The 13,591-nt window shown below is 65.1% G+C and carries 18 protein-coding genes; 9 read left to right on the top strand and 9 right to left on the bottom strand.

Translation table 11 applies throughout. The features are described from left to right. Positions 1-135: 135 nt before the first annotated feature. Positions 136-1,119: a site-specific integrase gene (locus FM113_RS07420; RefSeq protein ID WP_087013083.1), complete on the top strand. Its 984-nt coding sequence runs from the start codon at positions 136-138 to the stop codon at positions 1,117-1,119. Between the two features lie 71 nt (positions 1,120-1,190). Here the strand turns inward: FM113_RS07420 and FM113_RS07415 are convergent, their stop codons facing one another. Continuing rightward, on the bottom strand, positions 1,191-1,391 hold the full coding sequence (locus FM113_RS07415) for a hypothetical protein (RefSeq protein ID WP_087013080.1): 201 nt from the start codon (positions 1,389-1,391) through the stop codon (positions 1,191-1,193). 129 nt (positions 1,392-1,520) lie between these two features. Between FM113_RS07415 and FM113_RS07410 the strand changes: the two genes are divergently transcribed. From FM113_RS07410 to FM113_RS07400, 3 genes are read left to right on the top strand one after another with little or no spacing between them, the layout of a single operon-like run. Beyond that, entirely contained in the window at positions 1,521-1,700 is a 180-nt protein-coding gene (locus tag FM113_RS07410; RefSeq protein ID WP_087013078.1) for a hypothetical protein, read from the top strand. A gap of 13 nt (positions 1,701-1,713) precedes the next feature. Further along, positions 1,714-1,920 carry a hypothetical protein gene (locus FM113_RS07405; protein WP_087013076.1) on the top strand — a complete coding sequence of 69 codons (207 nt, stop codon included), beginning with the start codon at positions 1,714-1,716 and terminating at the stop codon, positions 1,918-1,920. Next, on the top strand, positions 1,917-2,249 hold the full coding sequence (locus tag FM113_RS07400; protein WP_087013074.1) for a hypothetical protein: 333 nt from the start codon (positions 1,917-1,919) through the stop codon (positions 2,247-2,249). The genes FM113_RS07405 and FM113_RS07400 overlap by 4 nt, the downstream gene beginning before the upstream one ends. Before the next feature lie 18 nt (positions 2,250-2,267). Here the strand turns inward: FM113_RS07400 and FM113_RS07395 are convergent, their stop codons facing one another. The 5 genes from FM113_RS07395 to FM113_RS07375 form a co-directional block, all read right to left on the bottom strand. Next, on the bottom strand, positions 2,268-3,230 hold the full coding sequence (locus FM113_RS07395; RefSeq protein WP_217895973.1) for a XamI family restriction endonuclease: 963 nt from the start codon (positions 3,228-3,230) through the stop codon (positions 2,268-2,270). Next, a complete protein-coding gene (locus FM113_RS07390) occupies positions 3,199-4,836 on the bottom strand; it encodes an N-6 DNA methylase (protein ID WP_217895972.1) in 1,638 nt (545 codons plus the stop codon). Before FM113_RS07390 ends, FM113_RS07395 begins: the two co-directional genes overlap by 32 nt. 28 nt (positions 4,837-4,864) lie before the next feature. Continuing rightward, positions 4,865-5,089 (bottom strand): hypothetical protein, encoded by a 225-nt coding sequence (locus tag FM113_RS07385; RefSeq protein ID WP_087013072.1) that lies wholly within the window; start codon positions 5,087-5,089, stop codon positions 4,865-4,867. Between the two features lie 100 nt (positions 5,090-5,189). Continuing rightward, a complete protein-coding gene (locus FM113_RS07380) occupies positions 5,190-5,381 on the bottom strand; it encodes a hypothetical protein (RefSeq protein ID WP_087013070.1) in 192 nt (63 codons plus the stop codon). A 187-nt stretch (positions 5,382-5,568) separates the two neighbouring features. Further along, a complete protein-coding gene (locus tag FM113_RS07375; RefSeq protein WP_087013068.1) occupies positions 5,569-7,005 on the bottom strand; it encodes a recombinase family protein in 1,437 nt (478 codons plus the stop codon). Between FM113_RS07375 and FM113_RS07370 the strand changes: the two genes are divergently transcribed. Further along, complete coding sequence (locus tag FM113_RS07370) at positions 7,004-7,849, top strand: LLM class flavin-dependent oxidoreductase (protein ID WP_254908916.1); 846 nt, start codon at positions 7,004-7,006, stop codon at positions 7,847-7,849. The genes FM113_RS07375 and FM113_RS07370 overlap by 2 nt on opposite strands. A 51-nt stretch (positions 7,850-7,900) precedes the next feature. Here FM113_RS07370 and FM113_RS07365 read toward each other — a convergent pair whose 3' ends face one another. Both FM113_RS07365 and FM113_RS07360 read right to left on the bottom strand, forming a co-directional pair. Continuing rightward, positions 7,901-8,635, bottom strand: coding sequence for an SDR family NAD(P)-dependent oxidoreductase (locus FM113_RS07365; protein WP_087013249.1), 735 nt, complete (start codon positions 8,633-8,635; stop codon positions 7,901-7,903). 92 nt (positions 8,636-8,727) lie between these two features. Next, a complete protein-coding gene (locus tag FM113_RS07360; protein ID WP_087013064.1) occupies positions 8,728-9,048 on the bottom strand; it encodes a hypothetical protein in 321 nt (106 codons plus the stop codon). Positions 9,049-9,276: 228 nt separating this feature from the next. Between FM113_RS07360 and FM113_RS07355 the strand changes: the two genes are divergently transcribed. Then, positions 9,277-10,257 carry an arsenic resistance protein gene (locus FM113_RS07355; RefSeq protein ID WP_087013062.1) on the top strand — a complete coding sequence of 327 codons (981 nt, stop codon included), beginning with the start codon at positions 9,277-9,279 and terminating at the stop codon, positions 10,255-10,257. Between the two features lie 91 nt (positions 10,258-10,348). After that, positions 10,349-10,774, top strand: coding sequence for an SdpI family protein (locus tag FM113_RS07350; RefSeq protein ID WP_087013060.1), 426 nt, complete (start codon positions 10,349-10,351; stop codon positions 10,772-10,774). 40 nt (positions 10,775-10,814) lie between these two features. On the opposite strand, the gene FM113_RS07345 is transcribed toward FM113_RS07350, so the two are convergent. Continuing rightward, the gene (locus FM113_RS07345; protein ID WP_087013058.1) at positions 10,815-11,330 is read right to left on the bottom strand and encodes a helix-turn-helix domain-containing protein; all 516 of its coding nucleotides are present in this window, start codon (positions 11,328-11,330) and stop codon (positions 10,815-10,817) included. 22 nt (positions 11,331-11,352) lie between these two features. On the opposite strand from FM113_RS07345, the gene FM113_RS07340 reads away from it, so the two are divergent. Further along, complete coding sequence (locus FM113_RS07340) at positions 11,353-12,579, top strand: benzoate/H(+) symporter BenE family transporter (RefSeq protein ID WP_087013056.1); 1,227 nt, start codon at positions 11,353-11,355, stop codon at positions 12,577-12,579. A 10-nt stretch (positions 12,580-12,589) separates the two neighbouring features. After that, positions 12,590-13,561 carry a tetratricopeptide repeat protein gene (locus FM113_RS18610; protein ID WP_254908915.1) on the top strand — a complete coding sequence of 324 codons (972 nt, stop codon included), beginning with the start codon at positions 12,590-12,592 and terminating at the stop codon, positions 13,559-13,561. The last annotated feature ends 30 nt before the right edge of the window (positions 13,562-13,591 follow it).

The following is a 13,591-nucleotide window of genomic DNA, read 5'->3' as shown; positions in this document are numbered from 1 at the left end:
AAGCGCCGGACACTTGGGGGTGTCTGATAAGCGGTCGCGAGAGCGCTTCGGCGTAGTTCCATCATATCAAACAACTCGTTGAAATGTTTGTTCTCAGGAGTTCAAATATCACGAGTTGAAAGGTAGAATTGTCCTATGACAAATGAACTTGAAGCGACGGGCACCGAGCTCGTCAACTCCCCTTTGACCGAGGAGGAAGTCGAACGGGTCGTTGCGGCGTTGGCTGAGTCGCGATCGCCGGCTACCCGACGTGCCTATGCAAGCAAGTGGAAGGGCTGGGTCAAGTGGTGCAGCATCACCCAGCGCAGCGCACTGCCTGCCAGCCCTGAGAATGTTGCCGCCTACCTGAGTGAGATGGCCGAGGGCGCGTCGCTGTCGACGGTCAATGGCGCAGCCGCGGCGATACGGGCGTACCACGAGGACGCCGGCCTCGATGATCCAACGTCGGCCGCTGGCGTGCGCCGGGTGCGCGCAGGCTTGACTCGCAGGCTGGGCGTGGCGTCGTCCAAGCAGGCACACGCTTTGACCTTGGCCGAGATGCGTCGCCTGGTGGATGCTTGCAACGATGACGGCGTCCGAGGCATGCGCGACAAGGCGGTGTTGCTCATTGGCTACGCGGGAGCTCTACGTCGATCTGAGCTGGCAGCACTCCAGGTCGAGGACATCGGTCGCATGCGCGATGGTCTGGTGATCACCATCAGGCAGTCGAAGGGCGACCAGCTCAAGGCAGGCCAGCAGGTCGGCGTGACGTGGGGTGAGCACAAAGAGACCTGCCCCGTCACCGCGCTCGACGCCTGGCTGGAGCTACTGGGTGTTGACAGCGGTCCGATCTTCGGACGGGTCACCAGGCACAATACGGTGCCCCTGACGATCAAGGGTCTGACTGGAGAGTCGATTGACCAGATCGTGAAGTCCCGCGCCCAGCTGGCTGGCCTTGGCAGCCTGCCGATCTCCGGGCACTCGCTACGCGCAGGTCATGCCACGACAGTTGCAGAGCATGGCGTGGATGCAGCTCGCATCGCTCGAACGACTCGACACGTGCGTCTTGAGACGCTGGCGAAGTACGTGCGACCAGCCCAGGTATTGAAAGACACCACCGCCAAAGAGCTTGGACTGTAGTAGTCGCCGGCTGAGCCAGGAAAGCAAGAACCCCAGTGGAGTCATCCACTGGGGTTTGTCGTGTCTTGGTGCTACTGGGCCAGGCGTGCTGCCGCCGCGTTGAAATCATCGACGCTGATCTCGGTAGCCATACCGCGGCGCTTGAACGAGCCGGCCCACTGCTTGAGGTATTTGCGGCACAGCTGGCGATCTGCGCGGCGATCGGCGTCGGTGTAGGCCGGGGCGAAGTCGAACAGGGTGGGCTGGACTGGTGCAAAGGCAATGGCGCTCATAGGGCTGTCCTGTTCGATGTCGCTGATCTTCTTCTCAGGCGATCTCCCGGCACAGCTTTGCTGGGTTCGATGGCTCAAGCAGGGCTTTCTCCACGGCAGCGCGTCGTAGCCCCCAAGTACAATCAGCGAATGGAGAAGAACCTGGGGGAAGCAAAGGCGGCATCGAGTCCGCGGCCCACCGAGGATGAGTGCTGGGCTGCGTTCTGGGACTCCGTGGCGACCATGTGGCTGTCGCTGCCGCTGGAGATCCAGCAGGAGTATGCAGCGAAGTATCCGAGGGTGCAGTCTGACGCCGTAGAGACGCCATGAAACGGGCTTGACCATGGACTACGACGAGATTGGCGACCTGGACGGCGAAACAACCGTGCCCAAAGACCAGAGCTACAGGACGTGCTCCGAGTGCGGCGGCGACTGCTACCCGGACACCAGTGCCGGCGCGGATGGCATGGGAGTGCGCATCGCTTTCGTCTGCCCCGAGCACGGGGTACACAGCGTCGTGGATCCGTTCGAGGAGGAGAGGAAGCAGTGATCGGCGAGTTCTTCACGATCAACGAGACGAACATCGGCCATGCGGCCATGCGTGCCGCCTGCAGGCCGATGCCGCAGGATGCCCCAGCGGAGATGAAGCTGGTGTTGCGCACCGAGGACTCGGACCGCGAAGACGTCTACATCGAGGTCAGCACCCCCGGCGGCTTCCTCCGCCATATCCGCATCGGCAAAGCCAAGGTCTGGGGGATCCTGCAGATCGAGGACACCGTGGCCATGCGGGCTGCATGCCAGCGCTTCATCGACGACCGGGCTGAGCATGCCCGCCATGCAGTGCTCGATGCCCAGGCGTACGAGGCAACCGCTCGCTGATTGGGTCGCGGCTACTGCTCAGCGAGGATTGCGAGCAATGCCCTGAGCCTTTGGTTCAGGTAGGGCGCGAGTTGACTCGATGAACTCGATCATCGCGTCAAGGCGATGTGCCCAGAACAGCGAAAGGCCGCGAGTTTGCGCATTTTCCAAGTTGTGGATCTTGAACACACCTGACAACACAGCGGTTGGCACAACGGTGGCCGTACCGAATTCGCTGAGCCAGACGCCAGCTTTGACGGCTGCGTCGTTGTTCAAACGCTTCACGCTATTGGTCGAGGAGTTGCTGACCTTGCACTCGATAGGCATGACGCGGCCATCCCACAGACGCACGACAAGATCAGCTTTGCGACCGCCGAAGTCGGATTCCCGGCAGAACTCCCCGACGTCGGGGAAATGGGAGATGTTCAGGATCGGTCGCGTGGCGATCTGCGTGAAGCCGTTCTCGTTCAAGATTGCGGCGACGGCCTCTTCTTGCTCATCCTTGGCCTCATTGCGCCGTGCAGTCTGGACCTTCTGGGTCGCGATCATCGCAGCCGTGGCGATGACTGCGATCTCCCTTTCGGCGTCGGTGGGCTCGCGATCCTCGCTGACCCACGGAAAACGCACACGATCGAGCCCAAGCAAAATCGTGTCAATGACGCGCTGCGCCATCGCGGGATCTGCCCTGAGTCTTCCTGGCGCGAGGCTGACGTCGCCAGCGAGCTCTTTCAAATCGTCAGCGCTGATGGGCGGTCCAGCCAAGTACCTGGCCGAGGTGAGCACATCGGGCTCCGCGAGAAGTTCCGCGGCCTGGTCGCGAAGCTGGGTCAGGTCAACAGTGCCCTCAATGAGCTCCTCCATGGTGCCGCGGAAGCTGTCGAACTGCTCGAGGTACTGCTCCAGCGGCTCATGCATCCGGATCTCGCGGAACCGACGCACAGCTTCCGCGGCGTCCTTGACAAGATCGGGTTCACTCCAACGTGGTGGCGGCACCTGCGACACTGAAATCTCCTCTGCTCAGGGACTCCAGGCTCGGAATAGGCAGACGTTCCATCTCCTTGGGCTCGAACTTGGTGAGCCCGCCCGCGTAAACGCGTCCCTGACTCAGGGTAACGGCTGACCGCAGATGAGTCGCTAGATTGTCGAGTGTCGTCGTGTCGAGCCCCTCGCGGGGATACAAGCCATGGGCGATGTTGATGTGCCGGGCCTTGGCGTCGTTGCGGACAAATGCCGGCGGACGGCGGGCCATGTAGGTAGCCAAGACAGGTGCAGCCTCACGGAGACCAACGCTCCACCATGCCTTCCGGTTGGATGCGACGTAGCCATCCTGGACCTTCTGCTTCTTGGCAACGCGAAGGAATCGATCGACCAGCTTGCGATCGGCCGCATCCAGCACATCGAGATCGACCGGTAAGTCGACAACGATCTTGAGGCTGTCAGCAGCTGAGAGACGGTCGCCTGCGCCGAACAGCTCTCGCGCCTTGGTCACCGATGCGAACAGCACACTTTCGGGAAGGTCGATCTCCTCAGGGCGGTGTACCCACACCTTGTTCGCACCGGTCACAGTCCCGCGATGCACGCGGCACAGTTCACCGAGCTCGATGTAGCCCTCCGGCAACTTCGGCGTGACACGAGTGAGGACAGACCAGCGGTTCGCTTCCGCTAGCCGCTGCCTGGAGATGGAATGGCCGAGATCGAGACGGCCCAGGTCGGCGACCTCTTCAACGCGGCGAACGGTGATCGACTCGGGCTTCTCGCCAAGCTTGAAGCAGGTGATTGCGCCGGTGGTCGTCGCGTCGGCGAAGGGTGCGGCTTTGGGATCGAGTACGTGCAGCGATTCGCCACCGAGGCCATCAAGCAGCAACTCCCTGACCAGACTGCCGTAGTTGACGTCCAGCCATTCCGCGCTGGTGATGAACGCCCCGTAGTCGCCAGGACGTCCGTGTTCTACGGTCGCGAGGAAGAAGTGGACGTGCAGGCCGGCCAGACCGCTTGCCTTCAATCCGCGCTTCTTGGCCGTTGCCGCCAGCCACCCTTTCCATTCAGAGGTGATCTGGTGGTGTCGGACGTAGGGCGGGTTGCCGATGAAAAGCGTACGTCCGGCGATTTTGGGCAGCTTCATCGCCCTGTAGTCGCCGACGACGACCTTTGCCCGTGACGCAAGGTCTGAGGCGGCGATGTTCGCACGAAGCATGAGCGCCGACATCGGATCGATGTCAGCGCCGATGACCTGTGCATCGGGGAACTGCCGGGCTGCGGCCAGGAGGTACCGGCCCGATCCCGCACCGGGGTCGACAATGCGATCCGGTGCGCCCTGGTCGGTAGCCCAGGAGACCATTGACTGGACGATGTCTGCTGGCGTGTAGGTCTGCCCGAGCGGCCGACGCTCTTGGGGCGAAAGGAGCTGGGTGTATGCGTCGCCCAACGGGTCAAGGCCCTGCTTGATCTGATCGGCCAGTGATTGCGTGACCGCTTCCGGAGCCAAGCCTGCGTTCTGGTCCACGAGCTTCTTCTCGCCACGGCTGAGTGAGCCGATGCTCTCTGCGCCAAGAGCGACACAGAGTCGGACGAGGTCAGGAAGAGAAGTGATAGAACGCATGTTCGACATGTTCTCATCCACTGGTGACATCTGGGAATCAACCACGGAGTTTGAACACCCCGCGCTCGACGCGCTCAAAGTAGCGCTCGTCCTGCAGTGCGCTGCGGTATGAGGAGTCGGGCGCTTCGCCAACCACCTCGAGGATGCCGGCTTTGATCTCGCTGATGGATGCTGGTTCACCGTTCTTGTCGGCAAGGAACTCGCGCATCGCGTTCTTGATTTCGTTATGGGGGCGGCGCAGGCGCACCTTCTGCTCGACCATGCTCGCTCCTATCGTCGACCTAATAGCGTCGACACGAGACTAGCACCAGATCGCGCTCGGTGCCCCACCGGCTCGCGTAGATCCTGGTATGTAGGGCTTGTCAGTAGGGACCATCGCCCATCACGGCAGCTACCGTGGCACGCTGGCGCGGATCCAGGGAAGTGCGGTTCAGGCGCTCACCGGCCAGGCGGCCTGCGGCGCGGGCGGCTTCGAGGGCCGCGGCGTGGCGGTCGGGCTTCGAGGTAGGACGGTCGGGCGCGGTGGTGCGGGGAGTGTCGGTAACGACAGGCATTGGAAGTCCTCAGGCATGAGTAAACTTCCGGTTCCCCGCCACTGTCGTTGGGCCCTTTTTTACCGGCTAATCATCCGGGAGCAGTACCGCCAGCTTCTAAGTCTGGCCCCCGGTGGGATCGTGCAGAAATGATCCTGCCATAGCGGTCTGACTAGGACAAAGCCATTTCACTGTGAGCAAAGCCAGATCAGGCGCGACGTGGTTCGATTCGAATGAGGTCGGGGTCGAACTTCACGTGGCCAGGCTTGATCGGATCGATGGTCACGGTCACCAGCTCGTCCACGAGCATGCGGCGGCGATCGACGTCCAGCGCCTCCCATTTCGACTCCACGACAGCGCGTTGCTCTGCAGTGCCCATCGACTCGCCGACTTCTGCCAGTAGCTTTGCAGCGGCCGACACGGATCGATCGAGCAGGTGCGCGTCGATCTCGTCAATGCGGGCTTTGCCCAGCCGGATGGCCGTGGTGATTTCCACGACGGGCTGGTGCACGTCGAGCAGGAGCGGGCTCAGCTCCTTCACGCGCTCGACCAGGGCGTTGCGCTCGGTCAGCAGCTCGTCGCGGTCCGGGCCTTGGTCCTCCTGCGGCATTACCAGGTCGTGGACATCCATGGAGGACAGGCGGGTAAGCACAGCCTCGGTAACCATGACATCGACGAGCTCGCGCTGGCGGGACAGGTGGAAGTGCTCGCCGCACTTGTAGGTCGGCACGCCATGGCCGTTGCGCCCGGCGACCAGCGTCGCACCGCACTTGCCGCACAGGCCAATCGTGGACAGGAGGTACTTCGGCTGGTTGCCCTGCTTCGCAGCACGCCTCACGTTGTCCTCCAGCTTCGCCACTGCGGCCCGCCAGGTCTGTTCTCCGACGATGGGCGGGAACTTGTCGCCCTGCACGGGGTACAGCTCTCCTGAGGAGTAGTGCTTGATGTAGCCAGCGTAGAGCGGGTTGGCCAGCAGGTAGCGCACAGCGTCAACAGAGAACTCGGAGCCGCGAGCGGTCTGGTGGCCAGCCTTGTTCAGATCCTCTCGGATGCGCCGGATCGACAGCGATGGCTCGCCGAGGAACGAGTCGAAAGCCTGTCGGACGGCGGCTGCTTCCTCCGGGATCAATTTGCCATCCCGTGTCCAGCCGAACGCCTTCCAGGTGGATGCAGGGATGCCCTCGGCCCTCCGGCGCTCGTTCGACCGGATCTGTCGCTCGGCCTTGCGCCGTGCTTCGAATCGGGCCAGTGCGGCGAGCATCGTCGCCCTGAACTCGCCGTCGGCGGTGGAGAGGTCGATCTCGCCGTCCACGGTGACGACGCGCAGACCCAGGTCGATCAGGGTGTTCAGGTCCTTGGTGCTGCGCAGGAGGCGGTCGATGTCAACGGCGACCACCATCGAGAACTTGCCGGCCTTGGCATCCTCGAGCATCTGCGCCCACTGCGTGTCAGCACGGCGCTTCTTTGTCGCCGAGACGGCGTTGTCCTCGTAGACGTTGACGACTACCCAGTCCTTGGCTTCGGACAGCGCCCTGATCTTCTTCAGCTGGGTGTCGACAGTCCATCGGTCGCCCTTGCGGTCCATGGAGGCGCGGACGTACGCCGCGATCTCGTTCGTCTTGCGCAGGGATACCAGTTCGACCATGTCAGACAGCATATTGCACGGGTGTCACAACCCCAATATGCGCTACGAAAACCCGCTCTACCTCGCCGAAGAAGCGGCCGCGCTCGACTACATCGCCGACGGACGACTCGCCCTCGGCGTGAGCCGGGGATCCCCCGAAACCGCGCTCCGTGGCTACGAAGCGTTCGGCTACACCGGATCCGAGGATCCGCGCGGCGCCGACATTGCCCGCGACAAGTTCGAGCTGTTCATGCAGGCCGTTGAGGGCGAGGCCCTCGTGGAGTCCGACCCCCAGATGGCCCCGCCGGGACGCCTCGCCATCGAGCCCCAGTCCCCCACGCTTCGCGACCACATCTGGTGGGGTGCCGGATCGCGCGACTCGGCCGAGCAGGTCGGCCGCCAGGGCTTGAACCTGATGAGCTCAACGCTCCTCACCGAGGCCACCGGCGAGCCACTGCACGTGCTCCAGAAGGATCAGATCGACCGCTTTCGCGCCGCATACAAGGCTGCGGGCCACACCGGATCGCCGCGTGTTTCGGTGAGCCGCAGCGTGTTCCCGATCGTGAGCGAGCAGGACGAAATGTACTTCGGGCTGCGCGGGCGGGACGGCCAGGATCAGGTCGGCATCATCGACGGGATGCGCTCCACGTTTGGCAAGACCTACGCGGACACCCCGGACAAGCTCATCGAACAGCTCCTCGCGGACGATGCAGTGATGGCGGCGGACACGCTTATGCTGACGATCCCGAACCAGCTCGGCCCGGAGTACAACCTGCACGTCATGCAGGCCTTCGCGGAGCACGTCGCCCCGGCGCTCGGCTGGAAGCCGAACACGGAGGGACCCGTGGTCGGGGACGCGATCTAAGCGGTCGCCAGGGCGCGGCGGAGGCAACTCCGCCGCGCTTTGCCGTGTGCGCTATACCCCGCCGGCGACGCGGAGCGTGGTGCCTGAGACATAACTCGCGGCGTCCGAGAGCGCGAACGCCACGACCGCAGCCACCTCGCTCGGCGCGCCAGCCCGCCCCATCGGGTGCCGCCCCGCGACCCGAGTCGCGCGATCCGGATCACCCGCGGCTGCGTGGAGCTCCGTGTCGATGGTGCCCGGGGCCACGCCGACCACGCGCACCCGCTGATCCGCCGCCTCGATCGCGAGGCCCTTGGTGAGCGCGTCGACGCCCGCCTTCGCCGCAGCGTAGTGCACGTATTCGCCGGGCGAACCTGTCGTCGCCGCACCGGATGAAATGTTCACCAGGACGCCCCCGGTAGGAAGGATCTGCAGGGCCCGTCGCGCCACCAAAATCGCTGCGGTGAGGTTGAGTTCGACAACCCGCCGCACCGTCTCCGGGGCGGTATCCACGAGCCGGCCGACATGCAGGGTTGCCCCGGCGTTGTTCACGACCCCGTCGATCCGACCGGACCACGCGAGTGCGTTCGCGAACAGTGTTTCGATGCCCGCGTCAGTGGTGAGATCCGCGGCAACGGTGCGGCACCTGCCACCCGCGGCGCGCACCTCGGTTTCGACCCGCGCGGCCGCGGCGGCATCCTGCGCATACCCCAGCACGAGGTCACAGCCCTCGGCGGCGAGCGCGAGGGCGCACGCATGGCCGATGCCGCGGGTGCCGCCGGTGATCAGGATTGTTCGTGTGCTCACCGGTTCAGCGTAACAACGCGGTGCCGTGGCCGGGATCGTCACCTTCTCTGTGCGGAGACGCGTCCGCACAGATCCACAGGGGCCCAGTACCCCTACCGCACGTCCTTCTCCCCCTCGGGCTCAGGCTCGTCCCAGGAGTACACGGCGTCCCGCGGCGAGAGCGCCGCGCACAGCACCCCGTAGAGCATCGCGCACAGCGTGACGAACATCGCCAATCCCACATTCGGAGGTGCGCCCAGCTCGAGCGCATGAGCCAGGGACCACGCACTGAGGAGCACCGTCACGAGTGTCGCGCCGATCGATCCGACAAGTCCCCGCTGCCAACGCCGGTTCACCTTCCACCGTTCTCGGGTCCCCAGGATGCCGACCCAGGCACAGAGCGCCGCCGCGACACGCGCCAGCGGGACGAGCATCAGCCCGAGGCTTACCCATTCTCGGAGTGCAACACCGCGCTGAGGTGCTGACGGACCGTCTCACGGCTGCCTCGCACCACGTCCCTTCACCACGATTTGCCTCCAAGCTGCCCCCATACTGCCAAGTAGGCCCCACATACGCATGCAATCGCCGTGGGCCGGGCTGCTGGAAAAACCGGGGTTGATCGCGATACAGCTCCCCTCTCCTCGCCTTGCCATACTGGAGCCATGAGCGCCGCGGTGAACTGGATGGAGCGGCGGCAGATCGCGCTGTACCTGCTCGCTCTGGCCGCGGGAGCGGCAGCGGGGCTCCTCGCCCCTGGTATTGCCGAACCGGCCGGGTTCGCGGTCACCCCTGCACTGGGCCTGCTGCTGTATGTCACATTCCTCGGGGTGCCGTTCGGCAAGATCGGGATCGCGCTGCGCGATTGGCGCTTCCTCGGTGCCGTACTTGCCCTGAACTTCCTCATTGTGCCGGTTGTTGTGTTCGTGCTGTCGCGCTGGATCGCGCATGATCAGGCGCTGCTCGTCGGCGTACTCTGCGTGCTCCTCACCCCCTGCATCGACTACGTAATCGTCTTCACCGGGCTCGCGGGAGGCGCGCAAGATCGACTCGTTGCCGCCGCACCGATCCTGATGCTCGCGCAAATGCTCGTGCTGCCGCTGTACTTGTGGTTGTTCGTGGGGTCAGAGTTTGTGGACCGGGTAGATCCGGCCCCATTTGTCGAGGCGTTTGTCACGCTGATCCTGATCCCACTCGGTGCGGCCGCGCTCACTCAGTTCGCCGCCGCGCGGGCGCGCTGGGGGCGGCGCCTGTCGGATGTCGCGTCGCGATGCATGGTGCCGGTGATGATGCTCACCCTTGCGGTGCTTGTCGCGTCGCAGATCGGCGGGGTGAGCGGTCGCCTCGGGGCGCTGGCCCCTGCGATCCCGATCTATGTCGCTTTCGCCGTCCTGATGGTTCCGCTGGGCACCGTGGTCTCACGAGCAGCAGGGCTCGATCTGAGCGGGCGGCGAGCGGTCGTGTTCAGCGGGGTGACCCGAAACTCGCTCGTGGTACTGCCCATCGTTTTGGCGCTTCCCAGCGGGTTTGAGATCGCCCCGCTCGCGGTCGTGCTGCAGACACTCATCGAACTCCTCACGATGGTCGTGCTTGTGCGTGGACTCCCCCGGCTCATGTCCCAGCAGCGGGGCCGCGAGCCAGCGTGAGGTGCCCAGGCTATGCACTCAGGCACCCCGATCGCCACTCAGCCTTGCGCACCCTGCTCCGCGGGACGCGGGCACCAGCTACCGTAGAGTGATGGTCGAGAGCGTACTGATGGGCATGGCGTCCGCTGCGGTGCTCCTCGTCGGCAGTTTCGTGGTGCTCTGGTTGGGGCGGGCATCCGCGCGAGGATCGCTCGGGCGCAACCACAGTGTCGGCCTGCGCACCCGCTGGACTCTCGCCTCGGACAAAGCCTGGGACGCCGGTCATCGCGCGGGTGCCCCGCGCGTGCACGTCGCCGGAATCGGCGGCGTGATCGGTGCCGCGGTCGCCGTCACCAGCGGCTTCCTCCCCCTTGCTGGGGCGTCGGAGAACCTCACGAACGGGGTGATCACCGCGGGGATTCTGGGGTCTTGCGTGTGGCTTGTCACCTGGGTGCTTGCTGCCGGGGCCGCAGCGAACCGAGCCGCGCGAGCAGTTTCCGAACAGTCTCTCGGCACGAAACTGGGCGAGTCCGAGTAGGTACCTCTACGCCGCCACCTGCCACGCAAGTGCTCACGCCCTACCGCGGCGTAGTGATGACAAGCACCCCTTCGCCCGGTCCGGCAATGACCCGGTACTTGTGTGCCGCGGCGCTCGACCAACTCGCAGACTCCCCAGCGTGCACCACCGACTCGGCTCCCACCGGTCCGACGCCGAGCGCGCCTTCGATCACCATCAAGTGTTCGAGGACGCCCGGGCCATGTCCTGGCGAGGTGTGCCCACCGGCAGCAGGAAACTCGACCCTGAACACCTCGACCGTGCGATCCGGCAGGTGTCTCACTGACAGGAGGATAGTGCGCACCCCGGCGTCCGTGGCGGCGTCAACCCCAGGAGTTTCCCCGAGGATTGCGGTGATCGGCACGTTCAGGGGTGCGCAGAGCGCGTACAGCGTCTCGATTGTGGGATTCCGCTTCCCCGCTTCGAGCTCTGAGAGCGAGCTTTTACTCACGCCGGCGAGGCGGGCAAGCTCTGAGAGGCTGATCCCTCGCCCGGCACGGATCCCGCGCAGATTCTCACCGATGTCTTGCAGCGTCATGCCCCCATGATACGTTCTGTTTATGAAACGTTCGGTAAAGAGAACGGATGCGACTTCCACTCGCATCCCGATCAGCGCTGGCATCGTCGCCAGCATTGTCGCGTTCAGCGCCGCGTTCTCCATCGTCATCGGCGGCCTCGAAGCCGCGGGCGCAAGCCACACCCAGGCCGTGTCCGGCCTCGTGATCCTTGCGGTGGTCAGCGGTGCAATCTCCGTGTTCATGTCCTGGCGCACCCGGATGCCGCTGACCGCGGCCTGGTCCACCCCCGGTGCCGCGCTGCTCATGGCCACCCCGATTGTCGCCGGCGGCTGGCCGGTCGCGGTCGGGGCCTTCGTGGTCTGCGGGATCCTCCTCGCTGTCACCGGTTTCTTCCCCGTCGTGTCCCGCCTGGTGCAGCGAATTCCCGCAACCCTCATCCAGGCCATGCTCGCAGGGATTCTGTTCCCGCTCGTGGTCGCCCCCGTTTCCGCCGTGGCGAGCAGCCCGTTGACCGTCGCGCCGATCCTCATTGTCTGGCTCATTCTCAATCGCTTCCGTCCCCAGTGGGCGATCCTCGGAGCGCTCGTCACCACACTCACGGTCATCGGTTTCCACATCACGAGCACGGGTATCACATTCGCGCCCGCGGAGTTCATTCCGCGCCTCGAATGGACCACCCCCGAGTTCACGCTCCAGGCGTGCATCAGCCTCGCGCTCCCGCTCTACATCGTCACAATGGCATCGCAAAATATCCCTGGCGTCGCGGTCATGCAGAGCTTCGGCTACACAATCCCGTGGCGTTCCCCGCTCGCGCTCACCGGCGTCGGCTCCGCACTCACCGCGCCGCTTGGCGGGCACGCCATCAACCTCGCTGCCATCAGCGCAGCGCTGATCGCCGGTCCTGAGGCCGGCCCGCACGGCCGGCGCTGGATCGCGGGCATGTCCGCCGGCGGCACTTCCATCATGCTGGGCATCCTTAGCCCGGGCCTTGCAACGCTGATCCTCGCGGGTCCGGCCGGAGTGCTGCCCGCACTCGCCGGCGTCGCTCTCCTCCCCACATTCGTGTCCGCCATCTCGCAGTCGTTCGCGATCGCGGCACAGCGAGTGCCGGCCGCGCTGACCTTCCTCGTCGCGGCATCTGGCATCAGTGTGCTCGGGCTGAGTTCGGCGTTCTGGGCGCTCGCCACAGGCCTCGTCGTGCGCGGGGTCCTCACGATCGGGAGACCTCGCGGCGCGCACGCACCGAAAGCGACACGGGACACCCCATAAACTCGACTTCATGACAAGCGAGTGGGATTCCCGGATCAACGCATTCTGGGACACCGTCGAAGAGATCCCAGCGGACACGGTGCTCCCCGCTATGCACCGGATCGTAGCGGAGCGCCCCGCTGAGGACCCTGCCGCCGTCTACGAGTGGGCCTCGGTCCACGACTATCTGGGGCGGGAGGCCGAGGCGATCCCGCTGTATGAGGCGGCGCTCGCGCACGGGCTCGCGGGCGAGCGCCGGCCACAGGCACTCATCCAGCTCGCGAGTTCACTCCGCAATGTCGGGCGGGCCGACGAGGCTATCCGAATCCTTCAGGACCTGGACGCTGATCCCGTCACTGGGGACGCGGCGCAGGCATTTCTTGCACTGTCTCAGTGGAGTACTGGGCAACCAGCCGCTGCGCTGAGTACCGCACTCACCGCGCTTTCGCGAACACTGCCGCTGTATCGCCGCTCGGTCGAGCAGTACGCACAGGAACTTGGTACAGACGCCACGGTTTCTCCGGCTTCAGCGGGGCACAGCTCGGACCGCGCCGGATCCGGGCCGCTGGTGTTGCGGCCCGTGCACGGCCCAAATGAGTACCCGGCGCTCGTGGCGATTTGGGGCAGCGCCGTGCGCGCGACACACGATTTTCTCGCGGAGGAGGACTTCCACCGGATCGAGGCGCAGCTCGCGCCCGCGTATTTCCCCGCCGTCACACTCACCGTGGCCGAGCGGGACGGGGTGCCCGTGGGCTTTGCGGGCACCGTGGCCGGCGGCCTCGAAATGCTGTTTGTATCGGACGCGGTGCGCGGCGGCGGTGTCGGCTCCGCGCTCCTCGCGGACGCGATCGCGCGCCACGATGTCACCAGGGTCGACGTGAACGAGCAAAACCCCGGGGCTGCCGGGTTCTATCGCAGCCGCGGTTTCGTGCAGACGGGACGGAGCGAGCTCGACGGCGACGGCCGCCCGTACCCGATCCTGCACCTCACGCTTCCCGAATAGGGGCGGCGGGCCGCGCACGCAACATCGGCA

This window comes from Leucobacter sp. 7(1) (assembly GCF_900163635.1).
Lineage (GTDB): Bacteria > Actinomycetota > Actinomycetes > Actinomycetales > Microbacteriaceae > Leucobacter.
This window is presented reverse-complemented; position numbering and strand designations above follow the sequence as displayed.

Bases quoted from the DNA above. Each gene is read 5' to 3' on its own strand.
- FM113_RS07340 (WP_087013056.1), top strand. From the start codon at position 11,353: ATGAAACGTTCGGTAAAGAGAACGGATGCGACTTCCACTCGCATCCCG.
- FM113_RS07410 (WP_087013078.1), top strand. From the start codon at position 1,521: ATGGAGAAGAACCTGGGGGAAGCAAAGGCGGCATCGAGTCCGCGGCCC.
- FM113_RS07355 (WP_087013062.1), top strand. From the start codon at position 9,277: ATGAGCGCCGCGGTGAACTGGATGGAGCGGCGGCAGATCGCGCTGTAC.
- FM113_RS07405 (WP_087013076.1), top strand. From the start codon at position 1,714: ATGGACTACGACGAGATTGGCGACCTGGACGGCGAAACAACCGTGCCC.
- FM113_RS07360 (WP_087013064.1), bottom strand. From the start codon at position 9,048: ATGCTCGTCCCGCTGGCGCGTGTCGCGGCGGCGCTCTGTGCCTGGGTC.
- FM113_RS07415 (WP_087013080.1), bottom strand. From the start codon at position 1,391: ATGAGCGCCATTGCCTTTGCACCAGTCCAGCCCACCCTGTTCGACTTC.
- FM113_RS07420 (WP_087013083.1), top strand. From the start codon at position 136: ATGACAAATGAACTTGAAGCGACGGGCACCGAGCTCGTCAACTCCCCT.
- FM113_RS07380 (WP_087013070.1), bottom strand. From the start codon at position 5,381: ATGCCTGTCGTTACCGACACTCCCCGCACCACCGCGCCCGACCGTCCT.
- FM113_RS07385 (WP_087013072.1), bottom strand. From the start codon at position 5,089: ATGGTCGAGCAGAAGGTGCGCCTGCGCCGCCCCCATAACGAAATCAAG.
- FM113_RS07345 (WP_087013058.1), bottom strand. From the start codon at position 11,330: ATGACGCTGCAAGACATCGGTGAGAATCTGCGCGGGATCCGTGCCGGG.
- FM113_RS18610 (WP_254908915.1), top strand. From the start codon at position 12,590: ATGACAAGCGAGTGGGATTCCCGGATCAACGCATTCTGGGACACCGTC.
- FM113_RS07350 (WP_087013060.1), top strand. From the start codon at position 10,349: ATGGTCGAGAGCGTACTGATGGGCATGGCGTCCGCTGCGGTGCTCCTC.
- FM113_RS07375 (WP_087013068.1), bottom strand. From the start codon at position 7,005: ATGGTCGAACTGGTATCCCTGCGCAAGACGAACGAGATCGCGGCGTAC.
- FM113_RS07370 (WP_254908916.1), top strand. From the start codon at position 7,004: ATGTCAGACAGCATATTGCACGGGTGTCACAACCCCAATATGCGCTAC.
- FM113_RS07390 (WP_217895972.1), bottom strand. From the start codon at position 4,836: ATGTCGAACATGCGTTCTATCACTTCTCTTCCTGACCTCGTCCGACTC.